Genomic DNA, 20,957 nt, shown 5'->3' on the forward strand with positions numbered 1-20,957 from the left:
GCTACCTGATCGCTGCCAGCGCCACGATTGCATCACCATGCAGCCAGACCGCCACGACGGTTATCACCAGCGCCAGCACGGCAAAGCCCACGTCATGCGCGGCATCCCACGCCTGGTGCCGCAGCGCGAGCGCAATCAGCACCGGATGCACCAGCACCATCGCGATCCCGTAAGAGACCAGGCCGCCGATCAGCCCGTATGTGGTGAACCCCACATACAGCAACACCATCTGCACCAGTGAGCGAATGCCCGAAAAGATGAACGCACCGCGCGAATCCCCGGCCGCCAGCGCCGCGCGGTCATAGCTGAGCCCGATGACCTGCGGAAGGAAAGCACAGGCCATCAGCACGATCATCGCGCCCGCCTGTTCGTAGCGGTCATCATAGAGCAGATCGACCAGCCACGGCCCGGCGAAGCTCATGAAGCCTAACATTGCAAACAGCCCGCCGGACATGAACAACCGCATCTTGCGCAACTGTGCCCGATTGCCGGGCGAGGCCCCCGGCGGACGGTCACGATAGATCGGGATCATCAACTGGTGCGCCATCGTCATGCCCAGCATGATCGGAAAGCTGGCAAGGAAAAAACCGATATTGTAGACGCCCAGAACCCCCAGTGTCAGCAACTTGCCCAGGATCGCCTTGTCACCTTGCGAACTGACAAAGGTGAACGCCGTACTGAGAAATATCCACTTGCCGAAATGCACCTGCTCGTTCACCGCCTCGCGCTCCAGCTGGAACCGGTTGGGCGCACCGGGCAGATAGCGCCATGTCAGGATCAGCTTGGTGGCCGCGCTGAACATCCCCCCCAGAACCAGCGCCATCACCGAATGCGTGATAAGGGCCAGGATCACCATCAGGCTCAGCCCGATCAGTTGAGAAATCAGGTCAAGGATCGTCAGACGTCCAAAGATCAGATGCCGGCGTGCGGTCTCGATCCGCGTCGGGAGCAGGCCGGAGATCACCAGAGCCAGCCCCGCGACCGGCAGGTAGATCGCCAGATCCGGTTGATCGTAAAACTGTGCCATCGGCCAGGCCAAGAGCAGCGTGATCACCCAGAGCGTGAGCCCTCGCATCGCCTGAATGGTCCAAGCGGTGTTCAGGAACGCCGGATCATCGCCGCGTTTGCTCTGGCTAATGCTCGGGCCGATTCCCACGTCCGAGAACATCATCAGCCCCACGGTGATCACCGTGACCAACGCCATCAACCCGAAGGCCTCGGGGAACAGGATACGCGTCAGGATCAGGTTCGACGCCAGCCGGATCACCTGCGCGCCGCCAAACCCGACCAGCACCCAGGATGTGCTGCGCAGGATGCGCGCAGTTAATTGATTACCGCTCATTACCTTGATCAGACGTTTCATCGCGCCGCTATTCCATGTTCCGCAGCCGATCCTGCCTGATCGCACGCTATGCCGCCCGCGCCCGCCGGTCAATCAGCCGGAGCCGGGTCAGCGCGATCGAAACGGCGACTGTGCCATATCGTACGCGGAGCGCGGCAAATCGCGTTTCCCGCGCTTTCCCTTTTGCCGCGCTGCGCCTAACCTCGGGCGCACACCAAGCCGGAACCGTCGCCCGTGAAAATTGCCTACATCCTCAACACATATCCGCAACCTTCGCACAGCTTTATCCGGCGCGAGCTACACGCGCTCGAACGGCACGGATTCGAGATCATCCGGCTGGCCATGCGCGCCGCTGACGTGCCACTGGTCGACGCGCTGGACCGTGCCGAGGCCAAAAAAACTCATTATGTGTTGCGCGCGGGCGCGACTGGCCTGCTGGCAGCGTTGCTGCGCGTCGGAATCGCGCGTCCGGGTGCCATGCTGGCCGCCCTACGACAAGCGTGGCGGATGGGGGCCGCATCAGAGGTCGGTCGCCTGCGCCACCTCGTTTACCTCGCCGAAGCCGCCTATGTCGCGCGCCGCTGCGAGGCCGAGGGTGTGACGCATGCCCACGCGCATTTCGGCACAAACGCGGCCACCGTTGCGATGCTGTCGCACATGCTGGGCGGGCCGCGCTACTCGTTCACCGTACACGGCCCGGAAGAGTTCGATGCCCCGCGCGCGCTCTCGCTGGGCCTGAAGATCAGACATTCGGCCTTCACCGTCGCCATCAGCCAGTTCGGCCGCAGCCAGCTGTGCCGCTGGGTGGATTTCGACCATTGGAACCGGATCAAGGTCATACATTGCGGGATTGAGCCTGCCCGCTTTGCCGACCCGGCGCCGATGCCAGAGAGCGGCCTGTCCCTCGTCGCGATTGGCCGCTTTGTCGAACAGAAAGGCCAGATGGTTTTGGTCCCGGCATTGGCCGAACTGGTCCAGCGGCACCCGGATGCTCACCTGACGTTGATCGGCGATGGCCCGATGCGCCACGCGCTTGAACATGCGGTTCAGCAAGCAGGTCTGGGCGACGCCGTGACGTTTACCGGATGGCTCGACGAGGCCGGTGTGCGCGGCGCGTTGGCGGAGTGTCACGCGCTGATCATGCCCAGCTTTGCCGAAGGTCTGCCGATGGTAGTGATGGAGGCCATGGCCGCCGCGCGCCCGGTGATCGCCACCTATATCGCGGGCACGCCCGAACTGGTGCAGGACGGCAAGACCGGCTGGCTGGTGCCGGCGGGCAATGTGGCGGCACTGGTGACTGCGGCAGAGGCTTTGGCGCGGCTTTCCCCGGCAGACCGGGCCAAAATGGGTGCGGCAGGCCGCAACCGTGTGCTGGCACGCCATGATGTCGAAGGTGAGGCGGCCAAACTTGCGGCAGCGATCCGGGAGGCCGCCTTGCCGCGCGCAGAGTCTGTCTAGCTCAGCGCCCGCGCACCCAACCGCCCTGCCCCGGCAGTTTCGTCGCCAGCGCGACACCGCCATAAACCGCGAAGCCCAGCGGGTCGCGCAGCGCCCGGCGCGCCAGCCCGGCGGCCCCCACGCCGCCCTTGTCGTCATTGCGCAACAACTGCGGATAGCGCGCGGCGATTTCGGCCACCCCGCGATCCTGCCGCCGCCGGACCCGCACCAGATTGCCGAACCCCTCGACCATCGGCCAGCTATAGCCGTGGGCGACGCGCAGCCGCTCTGACGGCGCAAAGTGCAACCGTACGAAAGTATCGTCCGAAACGATCTGTGGCCAGTCTCCCCAACGCTCACGCCCGGCCGCGTTCACTGCGAAGAGACCGAAGCCCGGAGCGATTTGCCGCACGAAAGGCAACGTCTTCCAGAACCGCGCATAGGCCCGTGTCACGGCACTGCGGGCGGGTGCGATGCAGGGCACGCCGCTGGCATAACGCGGGGCATCGTCCGCCAACGCGCCGATCAGGCCCGCGATCAGCCCAGCAGTCACCAGCACATCCGCATCAAGATAGATGCGCGTGCCGTAGAGCGCCGCCTGATCCCCCAGTCGCAGCGCATGCAGCTTGCCACCCTGCGGCGTCTCGATCACATGCAGGGGAACCGCCGCGCGCACGCCGATATCTCTCGCGATCCGTGCGGTATCGTCCGTGCAGCCATTGGCGACGAGCAGTATCTCGATCTGGGCATCACCCAGATCCGAGGCCAGCACCGCATGCAGGCAATCGGCGAGGTAGCCTGCCTCGTTATGGGCGGGCACGATCACGCTGGCGGCGCGCGACGCGCTCATAACAGCCTGGCGATGGCATCCCAACGCGGATTTGCATCACCGGGATAGCGTAAAGCCCCCCAGCTACCCCATTTGCCCGGCGCTTGCATGTCCGCGTAATGGCAAAATATTCCACCCGTCAGGGCGAACCACCCCGCCAGCAGCTCATCATAGAGCGCGCCCATTTGCGACGTGTAATTCAGATAGGTGAAAAACGCGGTCAGTGCCTCGTCATTGACCTGTCCACCAATGCCGACCACGTGGCTGCCGCCCTCATACATCAGCAATTGCAGCCCATGCTCGGCAGCGACAGCCGCATGATAGGGCAGCACCCGGTCCAGCAGGTCGGCAACCGAATCCACCGCATCTCCGGTGACGCTGCCATCTCGCAATTCCTTTGCCGCGAGCACAACCGCAGCATCATGCCTGTGCACTTCGATGTAATCTGCCAGCGCGGCGCCCGTCAGGCCCTGCTCGGTGGCCTCTGCCTCGGCTGCGGCGCGGCTCTGTTCCAGCCAGTCATGCATCAGATCTCCAAACTGGTCGGTGCCCAGCGAATGGCCGAAATAGCCGGTGACGGCATAGGCATCGAACGCCTCGTGCGGCGGGCGGTTCTGCGCGGGGTCTTCGGCCACATAGAGCGGCGCCCCCAGAATGTCGCGCTCCAGCCCCAGCCAGCCGGTCTGGGTCGCGATCACGTTGATCAGCCGTTTGCGATCCGCGCCGCTGAACACCTGCGCCCAGATCTGCGCGACCTGCGCCGCGCGCATGCCGTGGAATTGCATACCGCGATGTTGCTGCCCCCAACGCGCTTCGGCCTGGGCATCGCTCCAATCGGTCTGAAGGAATTGCCAGTTCCAGACTTCGTTGGAGTGCTCCACATAGACCCGGCGCGCCGGGTCAAGCCGCGCCTTCACCAGTTCGGCAAAGCTGCGGACATAGGCATCATCAGCCAGATGCGGCATGTTGAACCACGCGTCCGCCTCCAGCGAGTTGGCCAGATCAACCATCACCTCGATAGGGACGCCGCCGCGCGTATAGGAAAAATCGCCGGGCCTTGGGCGCGTATTCCAGTCAACCTGCTCGGAATCGTTGGTGTTCATCCAATCCATGAAACGCAACGCAGCCACGCCGCGCAGCATATCCAGAAATCCGGGGCGAAAGACCCCGCCCGCCGCCAATGCGGCCCGGTCCTCTTGCCGCGTGACGGTGATGTTGCGGACGTAATCGCCGCTGCCGCGCCGGTCGCTGCGCTGAATGCGGATCTCGACCGGCCCCGGTCCGGGCGTGTAGTCAAAGCTGACCTTGTTCTTGCCATACCGCTTGTTCCTGGCCCGCCCGCTCACTTCGACGATGCCGTCGCCGTCAAACCGCAGCACATAGCGCCCGGCCAGATCGGCGGCCTCGGGAATATCGGTCAGGATGAGCGTCCCGATCGAGCCCAGATCGGACGGAATGCGCACCGGCCAGCCATCGTCGTCCAGCAGGCCGAGGGCGGCCAAGGTGTCGAACTCGACGCCGCCCCATTGGCCGGGGCGATGCCCGATCCAGCGCCGCGCGGTTTTCATGATATCGAGGAAAGGTTGCTGTGTCGCCCAGTCGGTCACAGACGCGAGGTTCATCGCGATGGGGCGCGCGGCACCCTGCGCCCAGCCCGGCAGCGCCGCCATGGCCAACGGGCCAAAGGTCAGCGCACCAAAGCCGCGCCGTGTCAGCGTCACGCTCATGGCGCCACGCCCGTCTTTGGATAGTGCGAGACGACCTCCCAAACGGTTTTCTGCATCAGTTCCGCGACCTGCGGGCCCGGCGGCTCTGCCGCACTGCCATCCGCGCGCTGCAATTGATACGGCAATCCCAACGGCGAACGGTGATAAAGGACCGCATAATGCGTGAGCGCCACCAGGTAGGCCCCCAGATCGTTCACATGGATCGTATCAAGACTGCCATCCTCGCGCCTCTGAAAGAGGTCCTCGCGGGTCTGCACATTTTCCAGCCCGCCCATCGTTTCGACGCTGCGCACGAAATGCGCCAGCACCTGACCCGCGGGAATGACCCGCATCGGTGGATAGTCCGCGCCGGCCTCCAGATCGCGCAACAGCAGTTCATCCTCCCAGTATTGCCCCAGATCCATATCCAGCCGCGCCAGCCAGCCCTTGGGGTCATCGAGATGGTGCCAGCTTTCGTACAGATAGAGACGCGGCGCCGGATCTGCCTGCCGCGCAAGGGCTGCCCATTTGCGCAGGTAGCGGGCGCTGTCGTGGTACTTGATCGCATCCCGGATTTCGACCATCTCGGTCAGCACCACCGCGTCGTAATCGCCCGAGCCAATCGCCTCGCGCGCATCTCGGTATCGCGGATGGTCGTTCTCGGCCTCGAACCCGTTGATCGGCTGGCCCGGTTCCCAGTGTTCCTTGAGCGACGTGCCCCAGCCCAGCTGGCTTTCGTAGCGGTGACCGTCACCTGCCAATTGTGCCAGCATCGCGGGCATATCGCGGCCCACCAGGCTGTGCCCGAGGTGGAACACCCGCAACGGTGCTTCGGGTGCGGGCAACGGTGCTGCATAGGCGGCCGAAACCACTTCGGCCGACGGCCCCTTGCCGCGCAGAAATGCCCAGCTTGCCACCAGCGTAATTGCTAGCGCCAGCAGGCCAAGGAGAGTCCATACCGTCATTCGATTACGCATATCACATCACCAGCACCGCCGCCCCTGCGTCGAAACATTCTCATTGACCCTGTATTGTCCAGCGCGGGCTGCGCGAGAGGCCCATTGCCGTGACGATCAGACCGGGCAGCAATGCGAACCGCCCATGAAGACGGGTGCCCGCCGTGATCGGTGCAACATCGCAGGTAAACGTTGCTTCGAACTGGCCAGTGTCCAGATCGGGTGTGATCTCCAGCGCGGCAAAGTCGATGAGCGTGCGGGTCACGACGTATTGGCACTTGTAGGCGCATTCCTTGGCCGAGAAGATCAGCTTGGCCAGCGGGCCACGGTCTGCTTCTGGCTGGGTCGCGAGCCAGGCGCGTTCGGCCAGGGTACACACATGCGGGATCAAGTCGGCCTCCAGCGGGCTGTCCTCCTCGATATCGACACCGATGCTGCGCAACGCGCTGACCTCGGCCATTGCCGCGATGCAGGTATCGCCCGTATGGCTGATACTGCCGGTCAACCCGTCCGGCCAGATAGGTGCACGATCTGCGCCGCTCAGAACCGCCTGCGGTGGATGACCCAACGCCTGCATCGCGCTGCGCGCCGCCGCACGTCCCGCAGCAAACTCGGCCTTGCGCGCCGGGGTGGCGCGCGTGATTGCAACCGCTTCGGCTGGCCAGAGAACCGCATCCGGCGCGCGCGGATCGGTGACCGAAACGGCGACGCGCGGGCCGAGCATCAGCCGTACTGCCGCCTCCAATGACAGGTCTGCGCGCGCGGGCTCAAAGGGCAAAGCATTGACCGGCATCATTATTTCGCCCCCCGTCCGGCGCGCATCGCGCGGCGTTTCGACATCGTGGCCGCGCGGTCGGGCGCGTCCTTCGGCGCAGGCTCGGGCGCAGACACAGGCCCGCCGGACGCTTCGAGATGTGACACCAGATCGCCAAAGACCGGGAAGCGGAAGATATCGGTGATCGTCAGCCGCCGGCCGCCGATCTGGCTGCGAATGTCGCGGTGCGCCTGCACTGCCAACAGCGAATGCCCCCCGAGATCAAAGAAGTTATCTCGCGCGCCAATATTCGGCACGCCGAGAATGGCGCTCCAGACACCTGCCACGATCCGCCCGATCTCCGACACCGGTGCCGCCCCGGTATTGGCGGCCTGTGGCGGTTTTGCCGACAGTTCCGGTTCTGGCAGCGCGTTCCGGTCGATTTTCTTGTTGGGCGTCAACGGAAAGCGGTCGATCTGCACCAGATGCGCGGGCACCATCACCTCGGGCAGATGGCGTTGCAGGTGACTGCGCAGCAGCGCCTCTGGCACGGTGGCGGGGCCGGTGAAATACCCCGTCAGCCGCACATCGCCGCCCTTGCCGGTTCGCGCCACCACGACGGCCTCGGTCACTCCGCCCACCGAGCTGAGGCAGGCTTCGATCTCGCCCAGCTCGATCCGCTGGCCGCGAATCTTGACCTGATTGTCGGCGCGCCCGACGAAGCGCAGCGTCCCATCGGGCAACCATGCCACCATATCGCCGGTATCGTAGAGGCGCGCATCGCTGCCGCTGGCGGGAACGCAGCGGAACCGTTCGGCGGTCAGGTCGTCACGCTGCCAATAGCCGCGCGCCACCCCGGCACCCCCGATCCAGAGATTGCCCGGCACGCCGATAGGCACCGGCGCGCCGCTTGCGTCCAGAACATGCATTTCGGTGTTGGCAATCGGTGCCCCGATCCCCGCCAGGGTGGCAGGTTCGGCATCGACGCGCGCAACCGAGGACCAGATCGTAGTCTCGGTCGGGCCATACATGTTGAGGATTTCAGCTTTGGTCGCGGCGCGCAGTTCACGCACCAAATCGTTCGGCAGCGCCTCGCCGCCGACATGCAGGTGGCGGATGCGGCCCAACGCGCTACGCGCCTCGGGGTTCATCGCCATGATCCGCGCCATGCTGGGCGTGCATTGCAGATGGGTCACGCCATGGCGCACGATCTGTGCCGCAATCGAGAAGTCATCCTCTTCCAGGGTGACCGGCGTGTTCGCTCGCCGCAGCACTTCGGCCAGCGGCTTCAACCCTTCCAGCACGGTGGCTGGATCAATCCCGTAGTCGATCAGGCAGGCAATCTCGGTCACGCCGATCGCCTTGAGCTCTTCGGTGCGCGCCACGCCATCCTCGACGGTGCCGAACAGGCCCGCATCCTCGAAATACCGCTCGAATGCGAAATCAAGGATCGCCTCCAGTTCGTCCTCTTCCAGCGAACCGAGGTCCATCTCGAAGGCATTCTTCACGCCTTTGGGCCGTTTGAAGGCCGGGAAGGCCCAGGCATATTGCTTGATCAGGCCCGCCGCACTGCGCAGATAATCCTTCATCGGCTCGCGCGCGATGCGCCGCGCGGTCTCGCGGTCTTCGGCGAGATAGGTGTGCAGCATCAGCGTGACCTGGAAATCCTCGGGGTCATGGCCCGCCTCGCGCAGAGCGGCGTGATAGATCTCGATCTTGTCTTTCACTTCCTCGATACTCTGCCCCAGAAGATGCGTCAGCACATTCGCGCCTAGCTCTCCGGCCTCGCGCCATGTTGCCGGGTTGCCCGCCGTCGTGACCCATACGGGCAATTCGCGCGATACCGGGCGCGGTTGCGTCAGCACGACATGCGCGTCGCCCTTGGCCGTGGTAAACCCGACCTCTTCACCACGCCAAAGGGCGCGCACCGTCTTCAGCGTTTCATAGAGCGCGGGCTTGTTCTGCGGTGGCGTATTCTCCGGGCGCAGGATGAAATCGTCGGGCTGCCAGCCAGAGGCAAAGGCGATGCCCGCGCGGCCATTGGTCAGGTTGTCGATCACCGCCCATTCCTCGGCGATACGCGCGGGATGGTGCAGCGGTGCGACACAGCTGCCCGCCCGCACGCTCAGGTTCCGGGTCACGGCGGCAACGGCCGCGCCGGTCACCGCAGGGTTCGGATAGGGGCCGCCAAAGGCGTGGAAATGCCGTTCCGGCGTCCAGAGCGACGTGAACCCGTGTTGATCCGCGAATTTCGCGCCCTCCATCAGCAGCTCATATTTCTTTGGCCCGGCCCCATCATCATTGCCCCAGTAGTAGAGGCCGAACGCCATGCCCTTGTCCGAGACCGGGATCGCACCGCCGCTGACCGCCGCGCGGTTCTCGTCCCCGGTGATCACGACGCGGAAGCCGCGCGCAAGGGTATAGAACAGCTCCAGCACCGAGATATCAAAGGCCAGACTGGTCACCGCCAGCCATGTGTCGCCTTCGCTATGGGTGATATGCGCGTCCATGCCGGTAAAGAAGTTGGCGACTTGTGCGTGCTCGACCATCACGCCCTTGGGCAGGCCGGTAGAGCCGGAGGTGTAGATCAGATAGGCCAGATCGCCCGGCCCCGCCCCACCATCTACCGTTTCGGCCAGCATGCCGGGGGCCTGCTCAAGCGTGATCACGGCCGCATCGGTTTTTGGCAGGCCAGCCGCAAGCGCTGCCTCGGTCAGGATCACGGACGCGGCGCTGTCAGTCAGACAATGCTGTAGCCGGTCCGCCGGATAATCAGGATCAAGCGGCAGATAGGCGCCGCCTGCCTTGAGGATCGCCAGTGCCCCGATCAACAGCCCCGGCCCACGCCGCAGGCAGAGACCCACATTCACGCCCGGCCGCACACCCGCCGCGACCAACGTCGCCGCAACCGCGTTGGCGCGCGCATCAAGTGCTGCATAGGTCAGCGTCTCGGCCTCATAGATCAGCGCCACCGCATCGGGCGTCTTCGCGGCCTGTGCCTCGAACGCGCGGTGTATGGTCTGGACTGCGGGTAACGGCGTGTCCGTGGCGTTCCATTCCGCGATCCGCGCCGCGTCAACACTGCGGGCATCCCGCCCGCCCAGAGCCGCCTCAAGCCGGTCGCGCAACAGCGAAATCGCCGCGTCACTCAGTCGTGCCTGATCGAAATGCAGGACCATGCGGCCAGTCTCGCCCGGCTCTGCCGTGATCGCCGCGCCCAGCAATGGGCCTGCATCGCTGATCGCAACCTGTGGCATCGCCAGATCGCTCAGTGCGGGGTCGCGCAGCACGATATCGCGGGCAAACCCACCGCGCGCATCCAGCTTGGCCAGTTGCCCGGCGATCTCTTCGGCGCTGCCGCTGCGCAGCGGCAGCCACGGCATGACATAGGTCCCAAGATCGCCAAGAGTCTGCAGCGCGGGGCTGTGATATGCAATATCGCCCGCCGACAGCCCTGCCCCGGATACGGCCCAGTCGGCTATCGCCGCGATCCGTCCCGCCCGGTCCAGCGCAGTATCTACTGCGATCTCGACCTGCAGATAATCCGCCTCCGCACGCGGTTCGGCTGCCAGCGGGACCTCGATGGGCTGCAACTCCGCAAGGCGTGCGCGCCAGTGATCTTCTTCCCGGGCCAGCACCTTCATCACGGCATTCAGATCATCGGCACATGACGGCACTGACACTTGCCCAGCAACGTCAATCAGCGTGCGCGCATCAACGCGGTGCCCTGCCATGTCCCGCAAACCGGTCAACCGCAGCGCACCGTCCTGCGCCGCCACGGTGATGCCATCCTCTGTCACCGCCAGAACCTTACCGGGCTGACCTGTGCCCTCGACACGCTCTGCCGCACCGACCGCCAGCACGGTGTCGGGCAAGGCCAGCTTGGGCGTCGTCACAGGGTTCCGGTAGGGGCTGAAATCGAGCGCGCGAACAAGGTTGAGCAAGTCCTGCTCGGGGCGCGCAAAATCCAGATGGCCGGCCAGATGCGGGCGTGCGTCCAGCCCGAAATACTGCCTGCCCTCGGTATCCTGCGGCAGGCGCGCAGGTGCGTCCGAGGCAAGCTCGTCCATCACTGCGCCGAAACTGTCCATCGCCTCGGCATAGCAGCGCGCGTTAAGCGAGTGTGCCGTGTCGTCGGGCAGGATGTCGAACCGGCGCTGGAGCAGGATATCGCCGTCGTCGATGCCGCCCGTCATGTGATGCCAGGTGATCCCGTGGGTCTGCGCACCCTGCAGCAGCGCCCAGACTGGTGTATTCAGACCGGCCATTTCAGGCAGCGGACCATCGTGAAAGTTGACCGCGCCACGCGCGGGCAGTGCCAGTACGTCCTCGGGGAGGATCCGCAAGTTCGCGATGCTCAGCAACCAATCCACCGAACCGGCGGCAACCAGATCCTTGATCTCGGTGATCCGGCGCACCACGGGTATGCCGTGCCCCTCGGCCCAGGCGCGCACATCAGCATCGCGAGTTGCCACCACATGCACCTGCGCGCCGCGTTCGATCAACTGGTCACCGCAGCCAACCAGAAGCGTCTCATCACCAACCAGAATACAGGAAAAACCAGACATCATTTAACATCCTTTGTGGCCAGCCGGGGCAATGGGGCGGGTGTTTGGGCTGCCTTGCGGCGCAGCGGGTCGCGCAACGCGTGCAGGGTCAGATCGCGCAGGAAATGCGGCGGGTCGCCCAAGGATTTGCCGGACAGCATGACCCGCGCCCGCCACAGCGCCGCCCCCGCGATCCGCGCCAGCGTGGCGCCCACCGCATAGGCGCGCCCGTGGTTCTTGACAAAGTAGTGATGTCGCGAGTCGAACCAGTAGTGCGGCGTGCGCGCCCAGGTCTTCATCCCTGTCGAGACCGAGCCGACATGCACGACCTCGCTGGTCGGCACATAGAGCGTGTGCCACCCCGCCAGCGCCGCCCGGCGGCAAAGGTCGGTTTCCTCGTAATAGAGGAAAAACGTCTCATCAAAGAGGCCGATTTCCTCCAACATCCGGTGGCGCATCAGCGCCGAGGCCCCCGCGACCCAGTCCACCCGGCTCAGTTCAGTGGGGATCGGCAGCGGCACGATGCTGTGTTTCAGCAGGCGCGAGACGACACCGGTGCGCACCGCGCCTTCGAATTCTCCCGCGATAGAGGGAAAGCGAAATGCGGTTTCGTGCGGCACACCGTCCACACCCCGGATGTAACTGCCGGCGATGCCCGCGCGCGCATCGTCCTGCAGCGCCTTCAGCAACTCCCGGATAGCGCCGGGCTCCGGCCAGGCGTCGGAATTGAGGATATAGTAGAAATCAGGCACCGCACCGTTGCTCAGCCCGTGACGGATGCCAATGTTGTTACCCGCACCGAAGCCGCCATTGCGCCCCGACTGTTTCAGCCTGACGCGCCCCTCAGCGCCCCAGCCATTACGCTCGATCGCATCGGAAATCAGCGCGCAGCTGTCATCGCCGGAATCATTGTCGACCACGATGATCTCGCCCTTGATGTCGCGCATTTCGCGCAGGGCGGCGGCGGTGGCCTTGATGGTCATTTCGGGCGTGCGGTAGTTCAGCACGATGGTCAGGACGGTGGGTTCGGTCATCGCGATCACTCTGCAGCTGTGCAACGCGCCCAATCGGGCGCTGGCGTATCATCATGGGGCGTTCCGGCAGGGTCCGAGGACTCGACCATCAAGGCATCAGCAGCGCGAGCCAGCGCGCCCAGATGCTTGGCCAGAACGCTGACATTGGGCACCAGCACCATGCTGTCATGATCGCCCGGAACTTCGATCACCTGTGTGCGTGGCGCGTGCTGGGTCCATTGGTTGTCGGCAAACACGTATTCGCGCGCGGCGCTGACCCAATTGCCGTTCGACACTTTCCAACGCCGGTCGAGCTTCGGTCGGAAGAGCGTCAGCGGCCCGTGCCAGGGTTTGACCTGATACGCGGCAACGGCCTGACGAAACGCCGCTTCGATTTCGGCGTTGTTGAAACTGCCGGTATCGCCCACGCTCGCAGGGTGATCGCCGCGCCGCTTGGCCAGTTCCCAGGCGATCCGGGATTTGGCCCAGTCCAGCAGGTAACCCGGCCCCTTGCGGCGCAGTTCGGCCAGTTTGATCAGGGCCTTGTCGCGGCGGCTCAAGGCCGGACGCACCGGCAATGGCGTGTCCAGCATCGCCAGAAGCCGTACCTCCTGCCCCGCATCTTTCAACTGTTGGGCCATTTCAAGCGCGGTGATCCCGCCACCCGAAAATCCCCCAATGTAGTACGGGCCGTCCGGCTGAACATTGCGGATCTCGGCGATGTAGTCACGGGCCGCCTCTGCGATGGTCGCATGTGGCGCCTCGTCGCCAATCAGCCCGCGCGCCTGCAAGCCCCAGATGGGCCGTTCGCGCCCCATCAGCAGGGCCAGATGCCGCAGGTTCAGAACGTTGCCGAACATGCCCGCCACGATGAAAAACGGTGTCTTGCCGCCGGACATATCGGGATGCAATGCCACCAGATGACGGCGGACCGGCGCTGCGGGGGTGGCCTTGTCTGCGCCTTGCGGCCCGTCCTCGGCCGCCACATCCCTCCCGGTCTCTGCCGCGATCCTCTGGGCCAGCGCGGCAACCGTCGGGGCCTCGAACAGCACTGAAATCGGAAATTGCACGCCGTAGTCGCGCTTGACCTGAGCAAAGAACCGCACCGCCAGCAGTGAATGCCCGCCGAGATCAAAGAAACTGTCGTCGGCCCCGACTTCCGCCACCCCCAGCAGACCTGACCAGACGGCCGCCAGCGCGGTCTCGATCCCCGGTGCGGGTTCGACGAATGCGCTGTCCAGATCGGGCCGCTCAAAGCTGGTGCCGCCCTGCGTGCTTACGGTGTCTTGCTGGCCTGCCTGATCGATCAACGCGGGCAAGTTCAGCGACGAGATGACAATCTGGCTCTGCCCCAGGGCAATCGCCCGGCGCAGGGCCTCCGGCCCCTCTTCGGCGCGGATACCCAGCGAGATATTATGCATCAGACGCGCCTCGGCAGGCGACAGCGGCGCCACCTCGGCACCCGCATCATCGAATTGCACATCGCGTGCGGCCAGTGCAGGCATCCCGGTCAGCGCCGAATTGTCGAGGCGGCGCATCTGGAACGCGCGGATATCGGCAACAACCTTGCCCTCTGGCGTCGCCAGAGAAATGTCGAAGATCGCGGTGCCACCCTCTGCCGCCGGGTTCAGTCGGACCCAACTGATCAGTTGCGCGGGAAGTGGCGCATAAAGCCGCACCATCCCGTAGCCCGCAGGCACCCAGAGTTGCGCCGGATCATAGGCACGGTGCAGCGCAATCGCCCAGCCGGTCGCCAGATCCATCAAGGCCGGATGTGCGAGGTACCCCGCCACCAGATCACCCTGCGCCGCATCGGGCAGCGACAGATGTGCAATGCCTTCGCCCTCGCCAAAGCGCGCCTCGGTCACAACCCGCCAGCGCGGGCCGAAATCGAGATGCGCCTCTTGCGGCGAGACGAAAGGTGCGGGTGCCACATCGCCGCACCGCGCGGTGATAGCGTTGGTGTCGATGGCGGGTGCAGACCCGTTGAGCGGCACCAGCCGCGCCTCTGCCGTCTGGACCGTGCCGCTACGGCCATCGAGGGTAACGCCGCCGCGCAGCTCCAACCGTCGCTCTGACGCATCGCCGCTCAGGGTAAGGGTGATCCGCCGCGTTCCGCCTTCGGCCACATCCATGGGGCGCAGGAAATAAAGATCGCTGATCTCGAACGGGGTCCAGCCCTGTGGCCCGGCCATTGTTTCTGCGGCCAGTTCGATCACACCGGTGCCGGGCAGCAGAATCTGGCCCGTACGGGTGCGGTGTTCGGCCAGCACCCAGTCATCCGTTGCCGACAGCGTGGCGCTAAAATGCTGCCTGTCGTCGGCATCGGTCCACGTTTCGTCGAGCAGCGGCGCGTCCAGCGCTCGGGCCTCGGGCGCCTCCGCCGCGCCCAGTCGGGCGGCCATCGCCTGTGCCGCCATGCCGGTATCGCTCCACACTCCCCAGTCGACCGCCACAACGCGGGTCTGGCCACTGCTTCGGGCGGCGGCATAGGCGTCGAGATATGCATTGGCTGCCACATAGTCGATCTGACCTGCGGGCTGTGTCCATGTGCTGGTGGAGGAAAACAACACCATCAATTCGATACTGCCGTCGGGAAACACCGCATCCAGCACCCGCAAGCCGCCTATCTTGGGGGCAAAGACACCCGCGACGCTGGCGGCGTCCTTGGTCAGAATCGGCGCGTCGTCGATGCTGCCAGCGGCATGGATGATGCCTGTCAGCGGGCCGAAACGCGCGGCGATATCATCTGCAACACCTTCCATCTGGCTGATATCGGTCACATCCGCCTGTGCGATCATCACCTGCCCGCCAAGCGCCTCGATCTCGCGCAGCGCAGCGATCCTGCGGCCTGTGCGGCTATCGGCGGCGTGCCTGTCCCAATCGGCACGTGCAGGCACGGCGCCGCGCGACAAAAGCACGATGTTGGCCTGAAAATTCTCGGCCAGATCGCGTGCGACACTCAACCCGATCCCACCAAAACCGCCGGTGATCAGGTAAGTCCCGCCCGGTCGGAAACCCGGCGCAGCCGCAGCCGCATCCAACGCAACCGGCTTGACCGAGCGCACCAACCGCTTGGCCCCACGCAGGGCTACAACGTGGTTTTCGGGCTCTGCCAGCAGATCCTCCAAGAGCCGCTCTGTAAGGGAGTGCTGCACGCCGATATCGTCGCTTTTGCGAGAAAACAGGCTCCGCCGCGCAGGGGGCGGCGGTAATTCGATATCCAGCAGCGAAGCGGTGACACCGGGAAACTCGCGCGGGATCACACCTACGGGGCCCAGAACGCAGGCTTTCTCGGGGGTGGGCAATGGCTCATCCCGCACCTGAACCGCGCCATTGCTGACCACGTCCAGATGGCAGGGCTGCGGCATCTCTGCCCCACCCATCGCCTGCGCCAGATGCATCAGGCTGAGAAAACCGTGCTCGATATTCCGGTCGTAGAAGCTGCTGCCGGGGCGGTGCGTCGAATCCGCCGTTACCAGCCAGAAATGTGCAATCCGCTGCGGCAAACGGCCATCGGCAGCCAATGCAGCCAAGAGCGCCTCGTATCCTTCCGCCCCCTGTTCGGGCGACAGGATATAGGCATCCTCTCCACGCCGCTGGAAGCTGTCGCCCGACCGCACGGTGCTGACGCCATGCCCGGCCTCGTGCAGTGCCGCGATGACAGGCGCGGCGATACCCGCGTCATCCTCGAAAAACAGCCAGTTCTGCGGTGTCCCCAGATCCTCGGTCACGTCCAGCTCACATGCGGCGAGGCTGGGCTTCCACACCGGGCGGTAGCCCCATTCGCGCATATCCTCGGACCGGGCCAACGCCGGTTCGGCTACCTGCGCGGCCTTGCCGGGTTCGATGAAATAGCGGCTGCGCTGGAACTGGTAGGTGGGCAGTACAACGGTGTTGCGCCGCGCCTCGCCCCAGATCTGGCCCCAGTCCGCCTCGATCCCGCAGGCCCAAAGCCGCCCGATCACACCCAGAAAATAGGCATCGTCGGCGATCTGTTGATCCGGGTGGCGCAGTGTGCTGACCACCTGTCCCGGTTTCAGCGCATCGCTCATCTGCGCCAATGAGCTCAGCGCCTTGCCCGGGCCGACCTCGATGAACACGCGGTCGGATCGCGCGCCGAGCATGTCGATGCAATCGGCGAAATGCACCGTGTTGCGCAACTGCTGAACCCAGTATTCGGGATCGGTCGCCTGCACATCGGTGATCATCGCTCCGGTCCGGTTCGACGCAAAGGGAATGCTGGGCGCGCTCAGCGTCAGTTTTTGCAGGAAGCTGCGGAAATCGCTCAGAATGGGGTCGAGCATGCGCGAATGCGCCGCGATATCGATGGCGATGCGGCTGTAGTCGATGCCGCTGGCATCCAGCTGCGTCTGTAGCGCTTGCAGCCGATCCTGCGGGCCGGAGACCGCACAAAGGCCCGGCGCATTCACGCTGGCCATGTCCAGATCATCGCCGAGCATCGGCTCAAGCTCTGCACGCGATAACGAGACGCTCAACATGCCGCCCGCGGGCACGGTGTCAAAGAGCCGCCCGCGCAGCAACACCAGGTCGATGCAATTCTCAAACCCGATCACCCCGGCAAGACAGGCCGCGGTGTTTTCGCCCATCGAATGCCCAACCAGCGCCGCCGGGCGCACGCCCCAGCTGATCCAGAGCTGGGCCAGCGCGTATTCAGTGATCATGATCAGCGGCAGTTGCACCGACGGTTTTTTCAGCGTCGCGGCGGCGGTGGCCTCTTCCCCCGGTTCGGGCAGCCAGAGCGCGCGGATGTCATAATCCAGCTGCGGTTCCAGATGCGCCAGCCCCCGGTCCATCCATTCGGCAAAGACCGGCTCTGTCTCGTAGAGATCGCGGGCCATGCCGGGATATTGTGCCCCGCCACCGGGGAACATGAACACCGCCTCTGGCGCGTCACCCAACCGCTCATGCGTAAAGACACGTTGCGGGTCGCCCGCCTCCAGCAGAGTCGCGGCCTCTTCGGCGGTTTCGGCCACCAGCACGCGGCGTTTGTCGAACCCGTGACGCCCCTCTTTCAGCGTCCAGGCCACATCGGCCAGGGGCTGATCAGGATTGGCGCGCAGATGTGCGGCAAGGGCTGCGGCGTTCGCGTCCAGCGCCGCCTTGCTACGGGCGGACACACAGAGCACCTGGAACGGAAAGTCAGACTCGTCCGACGCCGCGCGTTCCGGGGCCTGCTCCAGCACCACATGCGCGTTGGTGCCGCCGACGCCCAGCGAATTGACCGCCGCCCGGCGCGGGTGAGGACCTGCGGGCCAGTCACTGAGAGTGGCGTTCACATGGAACGGGCTATCCTCGAATTCGATCGCCGGGTTCGGCGCCTCATAGCCCAGGCTGGGCGGGATTTGCGCGTGGTGCAGCGACAGCGCCGTCTTGATCACACTGACGACGCCTGCCGCCGTGTCGAGATGGCCGATATTGGTCTTGACCGACCCGATGCCGCAGAACCCGCTGGCGTCGGTCTGGCTGCGATAGGCCTCGGTCAGCGCCGCCACCTCGATCGGGTCGCCCAGATAGGTGCCTGTGCCGTGGCATTCGACATAGCCGATGCTTTCGGCAGGTACGGCAGCATCTTCCATTGCGGCGCGCACAGCGGCGGCCTGACCATCGACGGAGGGGGCCAGATACCCGGCTTTGGCCCCGCCATCATTGTTGATCGCCGAGCCCTTGATCACCGCCCATATCTGATCACCGTCGGCGACCGCATCCTCCAGCCGCCGCAGCGCAACCGCGCCCGCGCCGCTGCCAAAAACGGTGCCTTGCGCGCGGTGGTCGAAGGCGTGGCAATGCCCATCAGGCGAAAGGATCTCGTTTTCCTTGAAGAGATAGCCACGCCCCTGCGGCAGTTCGATGGTCACACCGCCCGCCAGCGCCATGTCACATTCGCCGGTCATCAACGCCTGACGCGCATAATGGATCGCCACCAACGATGTGGAACACGCGGTCTGCATGTTCACGCTCGGCCCCTTGAGGTCGAAAATATGGCTGACCCGCGTGCTGAGGAAATCCTTGTCGTTGCCGGTATGGCGCAGCAGGAACATGCCCACATCATCCACCAGATCTGGGTTCGAGCAGATGTTGAAATAGAAATAGCTGCCCATGCCGCACCCCGCATAGACGCCGATACGTCCGGGGAACTGCGCGGGTGTGCGTCCGGCCTGCTCCATCGCCTGCCAACTGACTTCCAGGAACTTGCGGTGCTGCGGATCAAGGATCGCCGCCTCCTTGGGGCCGAAGCCAAAAAATTCCGCATCAAAGGTGTCGAACCCGTCCAGCCTTGCCGCCACCGGCACGTAATTCTTCTGGCGCATCCGCGCGGGCGCTTCACCGGCCGCCAGCAGCGCCTCTTCGTCCTGCACCTCGATGCTCTCGACGCCGGCGCGCAGGTTTTGCCAGAACGCGGCAACATCGGCCGCCCCGGGCACGGTCAGCGCCATGCCGACGATTGCAATATCACCGGACATCTTGTTCGGGGTGGGCTGGGTCATGGCGGATGTCGAAGCTCCACAGGATACAAAACACGGCTGTCTGGCTGCCAATGTACTATCAAAGCCGGGAAAAATCACGAAGCAATGCAAATGCTGTTAGTTTAAGTTTCCACCTTAAAACTTTGCTTTATTTATATTTTTCACGACCATGTAAAGAATGTAGTTGATCTGCTTCAGGCGACAAACCGCAAGCGGGAAACAAATTGGTCACGTTTCTTCAACAATCCCCCGGTCGGCGGTGATTCTGTGCAATTCCCTGACCTTGGCCCCCGGCCTTGGCCCTGACGGTTGTTTCAGAGTGGCGTCCTGCTGCGCTTGACCGGCGCGCCCATCACCGTTCGACGGGTTGGCGCAGGCTGCGGCGCCCGCCTTGGCTTTGATACACTCAGCCGCTCGCTGCACCCCAAGATCGCGCCGGCGATCAGCCATGTGTAAGGCGTCAGGATCGCGTTCAGCAACATGTCGATCAGCGTGATCGCCAGCAACAGTGCCAGCGGCGCCACATAGGGCGGGACGTCGCGCACTGGGGTCATGCGCAGTGACCACCACAACAGGATCAAGGGCCCGCCCAGCAGGCCCATCTGGCTGATATACCCCACCCAGCCAAACGTGCCAAAGACGATGATCCACGAGCCATCCGGGATGCTGAGGATCTGACCGGTCTGCATGTCATGCACCAGGTTACGGCCCCAGCCGCCCCAGCCAAACAGCCACTTTTCATGGGCGCGCTCCAGCAGGGCTTCTTCATTGTCAAAGCGGTAGCCGAGCGATTGCGCCCGGTCCGGGTTGAAAGCTTCGGCCTGTTTCAGGATCGCATCAAGGGGGATCAATCCCTGCTCGCGCAACATCGGGTAGATCACCGCGATCAGCGCAAAGATCAGCGCGATGCGTATCTGCACCTTGGCATTGGTGATCAGCAGCAGCGCCCCCAGCGATAGCGCATAGAGCATCGAGGCGAGGCTCTTGCACAGCACCAGCAGCACCAGCAGGTAAACGGCAAAGGCGTAGAACCTGACCCGCTCGCTGCCGTCTGCCTGCCGTCCCAGCGCCAGCGCTGCCATCGCGGCACTCATCACGAAGAACGCCAGCCACAATGCGTGCGGCAGGAACACCAGAGGACGGAACCCGCCGTCGCGCATCATCTGCTCGAAACTGTGCTGGAAGAAGCCATAGGTCCAGATATTTATCTGCGGGCTCAGGCGGATTTCGATCAGCGCCGGAATCGAATAAACCAGCGCACCGATCACCAGCGCATAGAGCAGCTCGCGCAGGCCCGTATCGGTGGACAGGTAGTTGCGCGCGAGGAAAAATGGCAGCACCACGATGATCTGGTTGATCACGACCGACAGCAGGTCACGCAGGCCCAAGCCCGGCAGCGAGGCTGTGGAAAACACGATGGGCGCGGTCTCTCCCAACAGGGTGAAAACGATCGCGTCGCCATTGGTCAGAACCGTCGGCACCACCCCGATCACGAACCCCGTCAGCAACAGACGCATTGCCCAGTTACGGGGCCAGATGGTGACAGGTTTTTTCAGGACGAAGACGCACAGGATAAAGGCACAGATATTCGGGATCGACGTCTTGGTCATGTCCGGGACCAGCGGCAGATCGAATTTGGCCACTTGCGGCAGCAGCAAATAGCCGCCGAGAATGCTCCAGATGATCGCCCTCTCCAGCGACACCCGCCGAAACAGGAAGACGCAGACCGCCGGCCAGATCATCAGCATCAGATAGGCAAGGGCATTGGGCATCGTGTCTGTCGGTCTGCTCTGATCATCAAGGGCCGGGCGGTCTCTTGCCGCCTTGGCCGCAACCTAGCATGGCCGAACCGCTTTGTCCCGATTTGCCGCGCGTGGCGGATTTT

At 64.4% G+C, this 20,957-nt stretch carries 10 protein-coding genes; 1 reads left to right on the forward strand and 9 read right to left on the reverse strand.

The window, feature by feature from the left end; all coding sequences use genetic code 11:
* Position 1: 1 nt before the first annotated feature.
* The gene (locus O3306_RS05990) at positions 2-1,363 is read right to left on the reverse strand and encodes an oligosaccharide flippase family protein (RefSeq protein ID WP_272004546.1); all 1,362 of its coding nucleotides are present in this window, start codon (positions 1,361-1,363) and stop codon (positions 2-4) included.
* 213 nt (positions 1,364-1,576) lie between these two features.
* On the opposite strand from O3306_RS05990, the gene O3306_RS05995 reads away from it, so the two are divergent.
* Positions 1,577-2,800, forward strand: a complete 1,224-nt coding sequence (locus tag O3306_RS05995; RefSeq protein WP_272004548.1) for a glycosyltransferase — start codon at positions 1,577-1,579, stop codon at positions 2,798-2,800.
* Between the two features lies 1 nt (position 2,801).
* Here O3306_RS05995 and O3306_RS06000 read toward each other — a convergent pair whose 3' ends face one another.
* The 8 genes from O3306_RS06000 to O3306_RS06035 form a co-directional block, all read right to left on the reverse strand.
* A complete protein-coding gene (locus O3306_RS06000) occupies positions 2,802-3,629 on the reverse strand; it encodes a glycosyltransferase (RefSeq protein ID WP_272004550.1) in 828 nt (275 codons plus the stop codon).
* Positions 3,626-5,335 (reverse strand): hypothetical protein, encoded by a 1,710-nt coding sequence (locus O3306_RS06005; RefSeq protein ID WP_272004552.1) that lies wholly within the window; start codon positions 5,333-5,335, stop codon positions 3,626-3,628. The genes O3306_RS06000 and O3306_RS06005 overlap by 4 nt, the downstream gene beginning before the upstream one ends.
* Complete coding sequence (locus O3306_RS06010) at positions 5,332-6,279, reverse strand: hypothetical protein (protein ID WP_272004553.1); 948 nt, start codon at positions 6,277-6,279, stop codon at positions 5,332-5,334. The genes O3306_RS06005 and O3306_RS06010 overlap by 4 nt, the downstream gene beginning before the upstream one ends.
* A 52-nt stretch (positions 6,280-6,331) precedes the next feature.
* The gene (locus O3306_RS06015) at positions 6,332-7,066 is read right to left on the reverse strand and encodes a 4'-phosphopantetheinyl transferase family protein (RefSeq protein WP_272004555.1); all 735 of its coding nucleotides are present in this window, start codon (positions 7,064-7,066) and stop codon (positions 6,332-6,334) included.
* The gene (locus tag O3306_RS06020; protein WP_272004557.1) at positions 7,066-11,592 is read right to left on the reverse strand and encodes a MupA/Atu3671 family FMN-dependent luciferase-like monooxygenase; all 4,527 of its coding nucleotides are present in this window, start codon (positions 11,590-11,592) and stop codon (positions 7,066-7,068) included. Before O3306_RS06020 ends, O3306_RS06015 begins: the two co-directional genes overlap by 1 nt.
* Positions 11,592-12,605, reverse strand: a complete 1,014-nt coding sequence (locus O3306_RS06025) for a glycosyltransferase family 2 protein (RefSeq protein WP_272004559.1) — start codon at positions 12,603-12,605, stop codon at positions 11,592-11,594. Before O3306_RS06025 ends, O3306_RS06020 begins: the two co-directional genes overlap by 1 nt.
* Before the next feature lie 5 nt (positions 12,606-12,610).
* Entirely contained in the window at positions 12,611-19,093 is a 6,483-nt protein-coding gene (locus tag O3306_RS06030; RefSeq protein WP_272004561.1) for a type I polyketide synthase, read from the reverse strand.
* Between the two features lie 293 nt (positions 19,094-19,386).
* A complete protein-coding gene (locus O3306_RS06035) occupies positions 19,387-20,844 on the reverse strand; it encodes a hypothetical protein (RefSeq protein ID WP_272004562.1) in 1,458 nt (485 codons plus the stop codon).
* Positions 20,845-20,957: the final 113 nt, after the last annotated feature.

The organism is Roseovarius sp. ZX-A-9 (assembly GCF_028369135.1).
Taxonomy (GTDB): Bacteria; Pseudomonadota; Alphaproteobacteria; order Rhodobacterales; family Rhodobacteraceae; genus Roseovarius.